Source organism: Streptomyces sp. NBC_00513, from assembly GCF_041431415.1.
Lineage (GTDB): Bacteria > Actinomycetota > Actinomycetes > Streptomycetales > Streptomycetaceae > Streptomyces.
Genome location: NZ_CP107845.1, coordinates 342,808 through 356,763, shown reverse-complemented (window position 1 = coordinate 356,763; position 13,956 = coordinate 342,808). Strand labels below are relative to the sequence as shown.

The 13,956-nt window shown below is 68.9% G+C and carries 15 protein-coding genes; 8 read left to right on the top strand and 7 right to left on the bottom strand.

All coding sequences use genetic code 11. From position 1 onward, the window contains the following. Nucleotides 1-144 precede the first annotated feature (144 nt). Nucleotides 145-1,161 carry a YafY family protein gene (locus tag OHA84_RS01790; RefSeq protein WP_266976753.1) on the bottom strand — a complete coding sequence of 339 codons (1,017 nt, stop codon included), beginning with the start codon at nucleotides 1,159-1,161 and terminating at the stop codon, nucleotides 145-147. A gap of 115 nt (nucleotides 1,162-1,276) precedes the next feature. Here OHA84_RS01790 and OHA84_RS01785 point away from each other — a divergent pair, with 115 nt between their 5' ends. After that, a complete protein-coding gene (locus OHA84_RS01785; RefSeq protein ID WP_266976755.1) occupies nucleotides 1,277-2,512 on the top strand; it encodes an NAD(P)/FAD-dependent oxidoreductase in 1,236 nt (411 codons plus the stop codon). A gap of 332 nt (nucleotides 2,513-2,844) precedes the next feature. Next, nucleotides 2,845-3,105: a hypothetical protein gene (locus OHA84_RS01780; protein ID WP_266976757.1), complete on the top strand. Its 261-nt coding sequence runs from the start codon at nucleotides 2,845-2,847 to the stop codon at nucleotides 3,103-3,105. 600 nt (nucleotides 3,106-3,705) lie between these two features. Here OHA84_RS01780 and OHA84_RS01775 read toward each other — a convergent pair. Next, a complete protein-coding gene (locus OHA84_RS01775) occupies nucleotides 3,706-3,870 on the bottom strand; it encodes a hypothetical protein (RefSeq protein WP_266976759.1) in 165 nt (54 codons plus the stop codon). Between the two features lie 597 nt (nucleotides 3,871-4,467). Between OHA84_RS01775 and OHA84_RS01770 the strand changes: the two genes are divergently transcribed. From OHA84_RS01770 to OHA84_RS01750, 5 genes are all read left to right on the top strand, one after another. Beyond that, a complete protein-coding gene (locus OHA84_RS01770) occupies nucleotides 4,468-4,776 on the top strand; it encodes a hypothetical protein (protein WP_371591296.1) in 309 nt (102 codons plus the stop codon). Nucleotides 4,777-4,871: 95 nt separating this feature from the next. Continuing rightward, nucleotides 4,872-5,531 carry a LysE family translocator gene (locus OHA84_RS01765; RefSeq protein WP_266976763.1) on the top strand — a complete coding sequence of 220 codons (660 nt, stop codon included), beginning with the start codon at nucleotides 4,872-4,874 and terminating at the stop codon, nucleotides 5,529-5,531. Nucleotides 5,532-6,103: 572 nt separating this feature from the next. Continuing rightward, nucleotides 6,104-7,288, top strand: coding sequence for a zinc-dependent alcohol dehydrogenase (locus OHA84_RS01760; protein WP_266976765.1), 1,185 nt, complete (start codon nucleotides 6,104-6,106; stop codon nucleotides 7,286-7,288). Between the two features lie 212 nt (nucleotides 7,289-7,500). Beyond that, a complete protein-coding gene (locus OHA84_RS01755; protein ID WP_266976766.1) occupies nucleotides 7,501-7,902 on the top strand; it encodes a hypothetical protein in 402 nt (133 codons plus the stop codon). Nucleotides 7,903-7,983: 81 nt separating this feature from the next. Beyond that, nucleotides 7,984-8,667, top strand: a complete 684-nt coding sequence (locus tag OHA84_RS01750) for a DUF6766 family protein (RefSeq protein WP_266976767.1) — start codon at nucleotides 7,984-7,986, stop codon at nucleotides 8,665-8,667. Between the two features lie 189 nt (nucleotides 8,668-8,856). On the opposite strand, the gene OHA84_RS01745 is transcribed toward OHA84_RS01750, so the two are convergent. The 4 genes from OHA84_RS01745 to OHA84_RS01730 form a co-directional block, all read right to left on the bottom strand. Then, nucleotides 8,857-9,813 carry a TIGR03557 family F420-dependent LLM class oxidoreductase gene (locus OHA84_RS01745; protein WP_266976768.1) on the bottom strand — a complete coding sequence of 319 codons (957 nt, stop codon included), beginning with the start codon at nucleotides 9,811-9,813 and terminating at the stop codon, nucleotides 8,857-8,859. Between the two features lie 109 nt (nucleotides 9,814-9,922). Next, nucleotides 9,923-10,162, bottom strand: a complete 240-nt coding sequence (locus tag OHA84_RS01740; RefSeq protein WP_266976769.1) for a hypothetical protein — start codon at nucleotides 10,160-10,162, stop codon at nucleotides 9,923-9,925. An 824-nt stretch (nucleotides 10,163-10,986) separates the two neighbouring features. Beyond that, complete coding sequence (locus OHA84_RS01735) at nucleotides 10,987-11,406, bottom strand: DUF1622 domain-containing protein (RefSeq protein WP_266976770.1); 420 nt, start codon at nucleotides 11,404-11,406, stop codon at nucleotides 10,987-10,989. Nucleotides 11,407-11,863: 457 nt separating this feature from the next. Continuing rightward, nucleotides 11,864-12,238: a helix-turn-helix domain-containing protein gene (locus OHA84_RS01730; RefSeq protein WP_266976772.1), complete on the bottom strand. Its 375-nt coding sequence runs from the start codon at nucleotides 12,236-12,238 to the stop codon at nucleotides 11,864-11,866. Nucleotides 12,239-12,363: 125 nt separating this feature from the next. On the opposite strand from OHA84_RS01730, the gene OHA84_RS01725 reads away from it, so the two are divergent. Further along, on the top strand, nucleotides 12,364-12,717 hold the full coding sequence (locus OHA84_RS01725) for an STAS domain-containing protein (protein WP_266976773.1): 354 nt from the start codon (nucleotides 12,364-12,366) through the stop codon (nucleotides 12,715-12,717). 168 nt (nucleotides 12,718-12,885) lie between these two features. Here the strand turns inward: OHA84_RS01725 and OHA84_RS01720 are convergent, their stop codons facing one another. Further along, on the bottom strand, nucleotides 12,886-13,422 hold the full coding sequence (locus OHA84_RS01720; RefSeq protein WP_266976775.1) for a cysteine hydrolase family protein: 537 nt from the start codon (nucleotides 13,420-13,422) through the stop codon (nucleotides 12,886-12,888). Nucleotides 13,423-13,956: the final 534 nt, after the last annotated feature.

Below are 13,956 nucleotides of genomic sequence, written 5' to 3'. Positions count from 1 at the left end.
TGGCGGCCGGTTCGGCGGGCTCTGGCAAGTCGCAGAACTATCGTGAGGGGCTTTATACGAACCGCGTTTGCGGGACGTCGTGAGAACGAAGGCCCTCGGCAACTCGGACATGGTTCGCGGAGGGGCGTGATCTCGCAGAACTACTCATTCATGAGAAGGACCGAGGTTCTCGGTGTCGGCGATAGAGGCCCATCGGCGTGTGAGACGGCGGCATGCGTGGACGAGTTCGGGTGGGTGGAGTTCGGTGAGTTCGGTGTCGAAGGTGGCGAGAATGCCGGCGATGCCGGCCCAGGACCAGGCGCCGAGAGTGAGCCGGCAGTAGTCGGTGTCGATGTGTTCCACGACGGAGCCGCCTGGTGCCCAGCGGGCCACGATGTGAGCGGGCAGGTTGAGTCGTGCGGTGCCAGTGCATTGCCAGACGGCGGGAGTGTCGCCGCGGTCGTGGGTGCTCATCACGAAGTGGGCGAGGTCGGGGTGGGGAAGCGCGCGGGCGGCGAAGCACTGTGTGGTGGGGCGTGGGTGCAGCCGATCGACGCGGCGCACTCGCCATTCATTGTCGGTGAGGTCGTAGGCGACCAGATACCACCGGGCGGCCCAGAGGATCAGGTGGTGTGGCTCAATGCGGTGGGCGGGCAGGTAGTCGGGGTCACTGGGTTGGGGGCGTGTGCCGTCGGGACGCAGTGTCTCGGTGACGAGTAGGTGGCGGTGGCGTACCGCGGTTCCGACGGCGGTGAGGGCGACCGGGTCGATGGGGGGCGCGGGGAACTCCCAATAGTTCTGCAGCCGAGTCAGGCGCAGGGATTCCATGGATGCCCGCAGCGCGGGGGGCATGATCTGGTGCAGAGCCGCCAGTGCCCGCGCCGCGTCGTCCGTTAGGCCGAACATCGTGCTTGGCGCGGTCTGCAGGGCCACCGCGACCGCGAGGGCCTGATCGTGGTCGAACAGCAACGGCGGCAGGGTTCGCCCGGCTCCGAGTCGGTAGCCGCCATCGGGGCCATGGATGGTAGCGATCGGGTAGTCGAGTGCGCGCAAAGTTTCGATGTCGCGGCGGACAGTGCGTTCGCTGGCCCCGAGCCGGGTGGCGAGCTCGCGCAGCGACCACTGCCGTCCTGATCCGAGCAGAGACAACAGCCGCAATGCCCGGTGTGAGGTGTTCGCCATCGTCCCATCATGACCGGTAGTGGCCACTCGGTGTCCACTACCGGTGTCAGGGTGGGGTCTGTTCAGTGAGCAGCAGCAGCAGCAGCAGCAGCAGCGGAAGGGAACGGTGTCGGGTATGCGGGTAGTCGTCGTTGGTGGCGGGATCGGCGGGCTTGCATTGGGGGCTGGGCTACGTCGCCGGGGGTTTGAAGTGGCGGTATTCGACCGAGACGCCGATGTGGCGGCCACGGGCGGCTACCACATCACCCTGGATGACCGGGCACAGTCGGCGCTAAAAGATCTGGTGGAACCGAAGATCATGCAGCGGCTGTTGGCATCGGGGTCGGCGCTGCGACTGCGCGAGCGCGACGCGTTCTGGGATCGCCGCGGCCGGCTGCTGGGCCACGGGCCGGACCTCAGGGACAGTGAAAGTATCGACGTCGATCGGATCACCCTGCGGATGCTGCTGGCCGAAGCCGTAGGAGATGGCCTGCACTTGGGACGCAACGTGTCCGGCGTCGACCACAATGACCATGGCGCGCCCCGAGTGCTGTTTACCGACGGGGCGCCGGTCTCGGCGGATCTGGTGGTGGGCGCGGACGGCACCCATTCGGTAGTCGCCCGCCACCTGGCGGGAGGCCCGACCAACAGCCCGGCGGGCATCATCGGGTTCTCCGGCCGCACCCTCCGGCGAGACCTCAGCCCCGGCGAGCATCAGCGACTTGGGCCACGATCGGGGCTGGCGATCGGCCCGCGCGGAGGAGCCCTGTACGTCGGCTTCCTTGACCCGGTCGGCAACACCGCGCTCGACGCTCCCGAGTTGCGGATGTCGGTCACCACCGGACCCACCTACATCTGGGGCGCCATGTTCCCCGAATCCACCAGCACCGATTCCCTGCGCGACCTGCGTGGCGGCGAACTGCAGGCCGCGCTGCTCGGCCAATTCCGCGAGCGGGGCTGGGCCGAGCACACACTCGAGGTCATCGCCCGAGCCGACCCGCACAGCGTGGCCGGATTCCGCTTCAACGCCGCTTCCACCCGCGCGGAGGACCTCGCGCCCTGGCCTGCGGGTCGTATCACCGCTCTGGGCGATGCTGTCCACGCCACACCGCCCACCGCCGGAATGGGAGCGGGCGCGGCCATCCGCGACGCCGCCAGCCTGCTCACACACGTCAGCGCCGTCGCCGACGGCACCGCCACCCTTACCGACGCCGTGGACCATTTCGAGGCCGGCATGCGCCGGCGCGGCAGCGAAGTCCTCACCCTGGCCATGAAGACCGTCCGGTGGATCCTGGCCACCGACACCACACTCGGCGCCGCAGCCATCGGCTCTACGGCCGGCGGCCCGCGAGGTGGCGGGCGCCGTAGGTGAAGGCGGCCGCTGCCGCCTGGCTCCGCACCTACTAGCTCGGCCAGGAGGCGGCCGGCGTCGGTGAGGAGTGTGCCCCGCAGGGTGTGGACTTCCGGCGGGGCTTCGGCCGGCGCCCATCCCTGCTGCTGTACTCGGCCCAGTTCGGTTTCCGTATCGTCGAGCAGGGCGGCGAGCCGGCTCGAATCGGTGGGGGGGGGTGTCTTGCCGATCTCTTGCGTCGCGGCGGCCCCCTTACGGAGCAGGGACCTGAAGCCCGTCCTGAAGGAAGCGGACATGTCGGTGGTCTCCCCGCTGTCCAGTGCGTAGTGGAGGGCGCGCGTGATGGAACGAAGATGGTCCATGGCCCGTTCCGCGACGGTGACGGCGTCGCGGGCGCGGGGCAGGGCTGCGTCGGCGTTGCCCAGGCCGCGCCGGGGGTGGAGATGACTGTTCTCGATCTCGGTTTCGATGCTGTGCCGGATGCGTTCACAGTCTGCGGACAGGCGGCGCCGGTCACGGCGCCATTGCCGAACACGCTCAACGTCGGAGTCCTCGCCGTCGAAGACTTCAGCCAGGCCGTCGAGGCGCCGGCTCATGGTGGTGTAGAGGTCTGAGACGGATTGCTGCCGGTGGTGAATGTGGCGGGCAGGCGCGAGTACGAGGTGGGCCGCGAGGCCACACAGTGCGCCGAGCATCACGGAAGCTGCGAATAGCCGATGTAGTCGTTGTTTCCCTGCCCGGAGGAGAACGCGAAGAAACTGACGATGGCGACCTGCGTGCCCTGTTGTCTGAAGCGCCGGATCCTCGCAGAGCGCTATCAGCGTCAGAAGGCCGAATCGCACGGTCGGTCTGAGATGCGAGGACGCTCGGGCGATCGCCCACGAGGTCCTGGCGGCGGCCGGCGTGGGGGAGCGTCTGGTGGACGATGTGCTGCTGGTCGTGTCGGAGCTGGCCTCCAAACGCCGTCGCCACGCCGGCGGCGTGACCGACTTCCACGTCCGACCTCTCCGGAACTGGGTGGAGGTCGAGGTGTCGGACGCATCCTCACGGTCCCCACGCATGCCGGGTACGCGGTCGAGGTACCGGGAGGGTTGGGCTGGCTGTTGATCACCCGAATCGCCGACCGCACGGAGATCCGATCCCACGGCGCCTGCAAGACGATCACGGCGTTCATCTCATTCCCCGCCGCCACTTGAGCTCGCTCGATGGCTCGGCTACATGCGGGTAGAGGAGGGGTCGGAGGACAACGCGTCCGCCGGCCCGACCCGACCGCCCACCACGAGGAGCAGCCCGTGACCGATGACCAGGCTCCCGCCGTCCCGGCCGCCGTCGACCCCGAAGCCCTGCGCACCGTCATTGAGGCCGTGATCGTGGATCACCTCGCGGGTGCCGACCTGTGCGCCGAGGAACCGGGGGCGGGTGACCTTGCCGAGATCATCGCCGTCAGTGTGGACGACTGCCGGCCACCCCGCCCGCCACCGACCCGGCCCGCGAGGGCGACGAGGTCTGACCGACCTGCACGCACGTTCCGGCACTCCCCGACCAGCGTCGTCTTTTGGCGAGATCGCCTCCTGCCGGTGTTGACCTGTCCCTCTCCCTGGCTGCCGGCGGTTCGTGCGGCGGCCAGTACACGCGTGTCGTGGTGCCGGGCACGGTCGACCCCACGTCAACGGGGGAGCGTGGTGACTGCGTGCAGAGGTACGCGCCGAGCACGACAGGCTCGGGGGCAACCCGATCCGTCCGGGCCGATGCGTCTGGCTCAGGTGGAGTGGAATCGGCTTCCGGTCAGTCTGGAGGGGGAACAGCGCGAGGAGCCGGATGCGCTGATTGGCGTCAAGGCCCTGGACGCGGCGGGCGCCGGAGACGCGGAGGTCGGCAAGCAGTTGATCGGCGCGCACCGGCCCGAAGCCGGGCAGCGATTCGAGGAGGCGGCGTACCCGGCGTTTGTCACGGCCGCACAGGCGCTGGAGTGCGGCGTGCCATGCGCCCTGGCCCAGGAGGCCAGGGCGCGCAGCCAGGTCGGACCAGCCGGGTTGACCCCGCCCTCGCCCGACCTCGCGGGTGCTGCCTGGCCTGGGGCTTCCCTTCGACCGTCCGGGCGCGGCCGCGCGGTCTGCGAACTCGCCTACCGCGACGGTCAGCTGTGGGAGACGGCCGGCCCACACGACGAGGTGGTCAAGGTTCTGCCGGCGCTGACAGTGGGGCACGGACAACTGGAACAGGGCCTCGGGGTACTCGTCGGGGCCGTCGCCTCGGTGGTGGGAGCACAGGCCATCGCGGCCTGACACCAGATCCACCCTCCCAGGGCCAGACGCTCCGGCCTTCGGAGAAACCACCCCCGGCGGTCATCCGGCCACGGGGCTGACGAAACGGAGAGCGGATGTCGGTTGACCTCGTCGGATTCCTGGCAGTGGTGCTGGTGGCCTACGTCGTGCCCGGGCCGGACTTCCTCGTGGTGCTCAGGTCGGCGACCGAACACCCTTCGAAGGGTCGAGGCGCGGCACTGGGAGCCCAGGCCGGGTTGTGCGTGCACATGCTCGCCGCCGCCACCGGGCTGTCGCTGATCGCCGCCCATTCCCCCACGGTCTATGACGCGATCAAGCTGCTCGGTGCGGCCTACCTCGTCTACCTCGGGGTACGGGCCCTCCTTGCAGCCCGGCGAGCCGCCCGTGAGCGGTCCGCCGGAAGAGCAACGGCCACCGACCCCAAGGACGGCCCGACCGAGGCTGACCCCGGCAGAGGCTGGTGGCGGTCCGGCTTCATGCAGGGTTTCCTCACCAACGTACTCAACCCCAAGGCGGCACTGTTCTTCATCAGCATCCTGCCGCAGTTCGTCAATGGCGGCGGATCGATGACCCGGCAGATCTTCTTCCTGGGCACCCTGGACGTCATCATCGGCATCGTCTACTGGTTCGCTCTGGTCGCCGTCGCCACGCGCCTAGGGGCACTCCTCGACCGACCCAAGTTCCGTCACCGTTGGGAGCTTACGACCGGCTGGCTGTTCATCACCATCGGCATCGGCGTCGCCGCAATCGCCTGACGACGTGGGGGCCGTAGTGGCGCAGCGGACATCGACGACGACGCCTGGCGCACCGCCTACTAGGGGCTCCTATCCGCGCCCCCACGCAGTCGAATCCCTGTACCGGAACGTGCGCGAAGCGCTGGTGGACCACGGAGACGACGAGCCAGTCCGGGAGTCCATCGCCCGCCTTCAGGAGCAGGGAACGACGCCCGTACCCAGCGGCAATTCCTGCGCGCCGAAGGAAGCCTGGACCGGGTCGTGACCCGGTGCGCGCAGCTGACACCGAGAAGTGACGGCTGCCCGCAGCTCCGTCCGGATGCCGCCTCGCGTCTTCCCGTGCCACCGGAAGCACCTCGGATGAATGGGCGGGCCTCGGCCGGCAGTGGGGGCGTCTTCCGGCGCGGTTCCCGATTCTGATGCCGACCGCGGCAGACCATGGGGACGGCTTCGTCCGCAGAACTGCTCGGCTCCTCACTGAAGCCGTCACGGCGGGGTAGCCGCACAGGCACTGGATCACCAGAGAGCAGCGGGCACTGCGGTCCGGATCCGGAAACACGGTGTGCCCGACGGCCACGAATCGAGGAGTCACCATGAAGGCCCTGACCTGGCACGGTAAGCGCGACGTGCGCGTGGATACCGTGCCCGACCCCGTGATCAAAGACCCCACCGACGTGATCGTGAAGATCACCACCACCGGCCTGTGCGGCTCCGACCTGCACCTGTACGAGGTCTTCGGACCGTTCCTCGACGCCGGCGACATCCTCGGCCATGAGCCCATGGGCATCGTTGAGGAAGTCGGTCCCGACGTGACCCGCGTGAAGCCGGGCGACAGGGTCGTCATCCCGTTCAATGTCTCCTGCGGCACCTGCCACATGTGCGACCACGGACTCCAGTCCCAGTGCGAGACCACCCAGGTCCACGAGTACGGCAGCGGCGCCTCCCTCTTCGGCTACACCAAGCTGTACGGACAGGTACCCGGCGGGCAGGCCGAATACCTCCGGGTCCCCTTCGGGAACACCCTCCCCATCCCCGTACCGGCCGAAGGACCCGACGACCGCTTCGTCTACCTCTCCGACGTCCTGCCCACCGCCTGGCAGGCCGTCGAGTACGCCGCGATCCCGCCCGGCGGCACGGTGGCCGTACTCGGCCTGGGCCCCATCGGAGACATGGCGACCCGCATCGCCGCCCACCGCGGAGCGGGCCTCGTCATCGGCATCGACCTCGTCCCCGAGCGCCTTCGCCGGGCCACCGCCCGCGGTGTCCACACCCTCGACCTGAACACCTACGGCGAAGGCATCGCCGACGAGGTCCGCGCACTGACCGGCGGACGCGGCCCGGACGCCGTCATCGACGCGGTCGGCATGGAGGCCCACGGCGCACCCCTCGCGAAGGGCGCCCAACACCTGACCACCATGCTGCCGGACGCCCTGGCCGCCAAGATGATGCAACGGTTCGGCGTCGACCGCCTGTCCGCGCTGCACCTCGCCATCGACCTCGTGCGCCGCGGCGGCACCATCTCCCTATCCGGCGTCTACGGGGGAAGCGCCGACCCGATGCCCTTGCTGACCATGTTCGACAAGCAGATCCAACTCCGCATGGGCCAGGCCAACGTCTGGCGCTGGATCGACGACCTCCTGCCGCTCCTCACCGACGCCGACCCGCTCGGCGTCGACGACTTCGCCACCCACCGGCTCCCGCTCGCCGACGCACCCCGGGCATACGAGATGTTCCAGAAGAAGCAGGACGGTGCGATCAAGGTCCTCTTCACCCCCTGAATCGGAACGCGGCCGGCCGACGGCGAGCCGGCCCACGCCCGACCCTCCGCCGGCCGTGCCAGGGGCGGGGGCCTCGGTCGTCCCGCTCAAGCCCACCGGCGGCGCAGCCCCGTCGGCTGGTGAGCGTCCGCGTTTTCCTCCCCCGGGGCATGGCTCTGCGTGTCGCGTCCGAAGGGTTCCGGTGGCCAGGATCTGTCGTTCATCCTCGGGCCATGCGTCCGATCGTCGTCCGTTCCCTGCTGCCCCTGCTGTGCCTGGCGCTCGCGGGGTGCGCCACGTCTGACGAGAGGAGCCAGGCCGCGCGGTCCGAGGCCGCCGCGTTCGAGAGGGCCCTCGCGGACGCTGACAGTCCCCGTGGGTGCGAAGCACTGGCCCCCGGAACCCGGGAGGAACTGGAGCAGGAGGAGCCCTGCCCGGCCGCCCTGCAGGGCCTCAATCTGACCGGCGCGAGGGAACCGGCAGGGACAGCGGTCGTCTACGGATCGCAGGCGCGTGTCGTCTATCCGCACGACAGCGTGTTCCTGGCTCTTTTCGCCGACGGTTGGAAGGTCACGGCTGCCGGCTGCACGCCCCGGCAGGGCCACCCCTACCGGTGCGACCTGAAGGGCGACTGACATGCGCACGATGTTCCTGCTCTGCCTGACCCTTGTGTTCGGCGGCCTGGCCTACGCGTTCACCGTAGGACTGATGCAACGGTGAGCGGCTTCAAGGGGTTCGTCCACGAGAACGGGCTCACGCTCGCCTTCGGTACCGGCTTCCTCCTCACCCTCGTCGGCCAATCGATCGCCGGCCACGCCGAACTGAACAGCGTTCTGACGGCGCAGAGCTTGCAGCCCCTGTCGTTCCCCGGCTACCTGTTCACCTCGGACTTCATGGTCGACGTCACGGAGAACTGGCAGTCGGAGTTTCTCCAGTTCTTCCTCTACATCGTCGGAACCGTCTGGCTGCTCCAACGGGGTTCCCCGGAGTCCAAGCCGCTCGACAAGGCCGGCACCGAAACCGACCGCGAGCAGAAGGTGGGGGTCTGGGCCACCTCGGACTCGCCGAAATCAGCCTCCGCTCCAGGCCTGCGCCGCGGCCTCTACTCGCACTCCCTCGGCATCGTGATGTTCCTGATCTTCATCCTGTCGTGGCTTGCCCAATCCGTCACCGGGCGCATCGCCTTCAACGAAGAACAACTGCGCGAACTGCAGGACCCGGTGGGCTGGCTGACGTACGTGACCTCGGCCGAGTTCTGGAACCGCACCCTGCAGAACTGGCAGTCCGAACTCCTCGCCGTCGCCTCCATGGCGATCCTCGCGGTGTACCTGCGCCAGCGCGGATCACCCGAATCCAAGCCCGTCGGCGCGGCCCACACCTCCACCGGTATCGAAGGGTGAACCCGGCGACCGGTCCGGTGGCTCGGACCACCGGGGGCTGGACACAGGGAGAGCTCGCGGGTGACCGAGGCTGCCGAGCCCTGCCCGGCCCGCCCCTGTGGCGGGGGCCGGCCTCGGGACGCCGTCATCCGGCGGTGCCTCGCCGGCAGGCCCCGGTGGCCGGGTTTGGGATGGCGGGAAGGGGTGGTCTCATCCGCGGAGAGCGGGCAGGAGCTTGTCGTGGCAGGCGGTGAAGAAGGCGTCCTGGCCGGGGCCGATCTGGCCGATGTACACCTCGTCGAAACCCGCGTCCAGGTAGGCGCGTACGGCCGTCACGTGCTCCTCGACGTCATCACCGCACGGCACGTTGGCGGACACCTGCTCGCGGGTGACGAGCCGGCTCGCCTGTTCGAAGTGGGCCGGGGTCGGAATGATCTGGGCCAGCTCGCCCGGCAACTGCTCGTTGGGCCACAGCCGGTGAACGGTCTCGACGGCCTTCTCACGGTCATCGTCCCAGCACACCTTCAGGCCCCCGATCACCGGCTTCCCCTCGCCGCCCGCGTCCCGGAAGCGGCCGATGGCCTCCTGGTCGGGACCCATGGTGATGAATCCGTCGCCGATGCGGCCGGCGAGCTCCGCCGCCTTCGGCCCGAACCCGGAGACGTGAACGGGGAGCCGCCCGCGCGGAGGGGTGTACAGGCGGGCGTTGTCCACCCTGTAGTGCGTGCCGCGGTGGCTGACTTGGCGGCCGGTGAAGAGCTTCCTCATCACCTCGACGGCTTCCTCCAGCATGTCGGCGCGCTCGTCGAACGAGGGCCACCGGTCCCCGAGAATGTGCTCATTCAACGCTTCGCCGGTACCCACGCCGAGGGCGAACCGGCCGTCCAACAGTTCGCTCGATGTGGCCGCGGCCTGCGCGGTGACGGCCGGGTGAAGACGCATGGTGGGGCAGGTCACCAGGGTGGTCACCGGCAGGTCCACGGTCTGGGACAGGGCCCCGATCATCGACCAGACCAGCGGGCTGCTGCCCTGCTCGTCGTTCCAGGGGTGGAAGTGGTCGGAGATGGCCAGCCGGGAGAACCCGGCATCGGAGGCTTTGCGTGCCTGGTCCAGGAGCTGGGCGGGGGTGAATTCCTCGCAGGACAGGAAGTAACCGAACGAAGTCATGGATCTCGTGCCTCCAGGAACGTGGAAGAAGGATCCCGTCGGCGCGTGCTGCGGGTGCCAAGTGCCAAACCCCGCAGCCGGCGTGACGAGAGGGTCTGAAGAAGTGGTCCTACCGGGCCGTCCGGCACCGATGCCGCTTGCTGGTACGCCACATCAGGGCCGCAAGCGCGGTAACCGCGAGGAGTGGAACACCGCGGCGAAGCATCAACTGTGTCAGGGCGGCACGCGTCGGCGGTACCCCGTTGGTGGCTTCGCCGGGCGTGCCGGCCGCGCCGGTCAGTTGGTCGATGATGAGCACCGCCTTTCGGCGTGTTGCTTGGCTCATGTCCTCTGTGTCCTTGCCTGCCATGTCCATCCCTCTCGCCGCTCGGCTGAATCCGTGTCCAGCGGCTCCTGCCCGTAAGTGCCGAGTTTGCCCCTATCGCAGCTCTTTCGATGTCAGGCCCGCAGGACCGCAGGGGCAGCTTCAACCGACCGGCGGCCCGGACAGGGAGCTGCCTCGCAGGCCGCGGTCTCATGGACGCGTCGCACAGTTCCCAGTCCGGGCCGCCGCTGCCACGCCACCCGCAACGCGCCCGGGGGCACCTCCGCCTACGGCCCGGAGCCCACACTGTGTGCTGCTCGTCGTCGCACGCCACCGCGGCGGTGTCACCGGCAGCTGAGTACGAAGCCGCTGCGGGGAGCCGTCGGCGCTCCTCGCCCGCTGATCTTCCTCAGGCCCCGGCGAGGTCGCGTCGGCCGGGCGGAGATCGGCCGGGCGGCGTCCGGCATCGGTGAGCAGAGTGCCTGTCAGGGCATGAACGGTGGCGGAGGCGTCCGCGGTGGTCCGCTCCTCTGGTGCGCGCGGTCGAGTTCTGCGGCTGCTTCCTCGATCTATGCGTCGAGGTGCTCCGGATAGCTCGGCGATGCACGGCGGACCTCCTCCAAGGCGCGGGCCACGGCGTGCAGGATCGCGCTGAAGCCGGGCCGGAAAGAGGCGGGGAGACTGCGAGCCGTAGAGCGCTCCGATGCCTGCGGACGCGCGCTCGCGTTCTCCTCCGGCCAGGGGCGGATCGACTACATCGGCCACCTGGTCCACTTGATCCGTCGCGGCGCATCCACCTCTCTGGGCAAGATTGACCACCTCCGGCGGTTGCTTTCGCCGCCGACCCGAGCTCGGCGCTCGGTTCAACGTCACACGAGATCCGTTCGGGCGACCACGGGGCGGGGGTCTGGCGCCTTCTGGTCGTGCTCGATCTCGGCGCGCTCCTGGGCGATCTCCCGGGTGAGGAAGAAGTTCAGGAGGGTCCGAATGGCGGCGATGGCGGCCAGCTGCCCGATTTCCGTGAAGCTGGGTGCGACCGCGGTGCGCAGCACGTCACCCGCGAGCTGGAACTCCAGTCCCAGCACGAGGAAGCGGCCCAGGCTGAGCCGGATCTTGTTGAACTCACCGATGAGGGATCGCCTTCGGATCCCGGTCGAGGCGAACCGGACGAAAGCCCAGACGGCACCAGCGAAGATGATCAATGCACCGGCGGCTTCGATCACATGGACGAGCCACCCGATCACCTCCTGAACTCCGGACTCGGACAGCAGTTCCTCTGTCAATGTCATTTGCTCCGCCTACCCGGCTGCTGCCACTTACGCGGCCAAGCACGGCGCCGGCAGAACTGTGTCTCCTTCGAGGCGACAGGAACCCTTGCACGTGGTCGTGCCGGTGACGAATCGGAGCCACGGTGGTGGTCGCAGCACTGCGCAGTAGGCCCATGCCGGCCCGCGCGCGGCCGATCGGACGCTGCTCGGCTTCTCCCGTACGGATCTGTAGGAGCAGGTGCAAGAGCAGGTGCAGGCGATCAGCGGCGGAGAATCGTACGCCCTGCCCGTCACCGGTCATCCCACGCCTCGCCCGGTAAGGCGCCGTACCGGAGCCGGCCGCGGGTGCGCGTGGTGGCCTCTTGGCGGTCTCGCAGTGGGGCGCGGCTGGGGGACCGGTGCCCTGACAGCACTCGTGAGGGTTCAAGGCCCGCAGCCTCGGGCCGGTGGGAGAGGCTCCTCGGATTTTCCTGCCGGGCTACGAGATCCGTCGTCTGCCGGCGCCCGCGCGCATTTCGGCCGCCTGGGTGTCGGAGGGGGAGGAACGGCCCGGCCGGGGGTCGCGGGCGAACAGGTCGAGGAGTTCGGCGATGTCGCGGTCGGCTTCCGCGGGGTGGCGGAATTTCGCGCCCTGGGTGATCTGATAATGGTTGCGGCGCCCATCGCGTACTCGGGTGAGATATCCGGCCTCCACGAGATCGGCGACAACGGCCTGGACGGTCCGCTCCGTCAAGTGGCAGGTCGCGGCAACGTCCCGCAGACGAGCTTCAGGGTCTCGGTCGAGGGCCAGCAGTACGCGTGCGTGGCTGGTCAGGAACGTCCACGGGGCACGCTGGAGTCCTTCGTCACCCATGTCTCCAGCATGCCCCTTCTTTGTATATACGTCCTGTTTTTCGCGTAATTCTTGACGTACGTTGGCCGGCTGTCGACCATGCTGTTGAAGGTAGAGACAGGCTGGAGAGACAACGGGAGGCAGACATGACCGGGATCATGTACGACCCCCGCCTCGACACCACCGCGACGGCCGACGGCATCGAGATCGGCGTGATGGCCGGAGCGCCCGGCACGGTCCGGGTCTGTGTGAGCGGAGAGATCGATCTGCACACCGCCGCCGTCCTGCACGACACCCTCCTGATCGCCCTCGCCTCTCACCGCGCCACCCTGCTCCTGGACCTCCGGCGGGTCGCCTTCTGCGACTGCGCCGGCCTCAACGCCCTCCTGGCCGCAGGCGAAGCGGCGCGCCGAGCCGGCAGGGAGCTGCGCATCACCGCCGCGGGGCGACCCGTGCGACGGCTCCTGCAACTCACCGACACCACAGTTGTGTTCACGTGATCGTGATCGTGCTCGTCGTAGATCGGTGATCGTCATGATCACGATGGCACCGCGTTCCCTGTTCCCTGACACCCGCACTGACACAGCCGGACAGCCGGTACGGGCCACACAGTCTTCGGCCGGCCGGCCGGGCCCGAGCCTGTTCGCGCTGCGCTCCTGACGGGCTTGTCAGTGAAGGGCCTGCGTCGCGGGGACGATGCGGGCCGCCATGTTGATCTCCATCATCCTCAGGGCGGCATCGGCCAGGCCAGGATGGATGTGGGCGACCGCGTCCCGGGCCACCGTGACGGACAGATGCCTGATGTGGGCGTCGAGGGCGGAGTACAGCACGCACTGCTCGGTGACCTGCCCGCACAGGACGAGATGGTCGACACCCAGTGTCCCGAGCAGATATGCGAGCGGCGTCTCGTAGAAGATCGAGTGACGGGCTTTGACGATGAAGTAGGAGTCCGCGTCCGGTCGCACGGGCTCGACCAAGCGGGCATGAGGCCCGGCGAGGGCGGCATCCAGGATTTCCCCGTGGTGGGAACGCCACTTTCCGAAGTTGTCATTGGCGTAGATCACCGCTAGCTCGCGTGCGCGGGCTTCCTCCAACAGGTGCACCACGGCGGGCAGGGCCCGCTCGACGGAGCGGACGAGGTCACCCGCGTCCTCGTGGTCGTACGTGTTGAGCATGTCGATGATGACAACTGCGGTCTTCGTCATGGTCAAGAACTCTCAAACGGTACTGGCGGTGCGCCGTTGGCACGACGGCCCCTGGGCCCGTGCATCCCGCCCGACCCTCGCTCGGCCGGGGGCGACGCGCCCGGGGCCTCTTGGGTGGGCGCTCGACGTTCTTTTGGTGCCTCCATCAGCCTCTTCGACCGTGAGCCGGGTCTGATTCGATCCCGTTCCCTGGTCGACGTTCGTCTCGCTTCCCGCCTAGGACTCGCCGCCGCTCTCCCCGTTTCGGTCGTGCTTCGGAGCCGTCCATCGGACCTTCCCCGTGCGCGGGCCCGTGTCCCGCTTCGGGCGGTCGAGCCGGCTCGCCTCGTCAGTGTCGGCAGCCGGTGTCCGTACGTCGTTGCCCTGATGGGGCGCGCCCCGCCGTGTCTGTCGCGCGCTGTGTCCGTCGTGCGGAGGTACGCCGCCGGCGCCGCCTTGTTCGTCGTCCATCGTGCCCTCCTCGGGCGTGCAGACCCCCTCTTCCAGCCGCTGCCCGCCCTCCTGCCGGGGAAACCGGAACGGCCGCATCCGTGG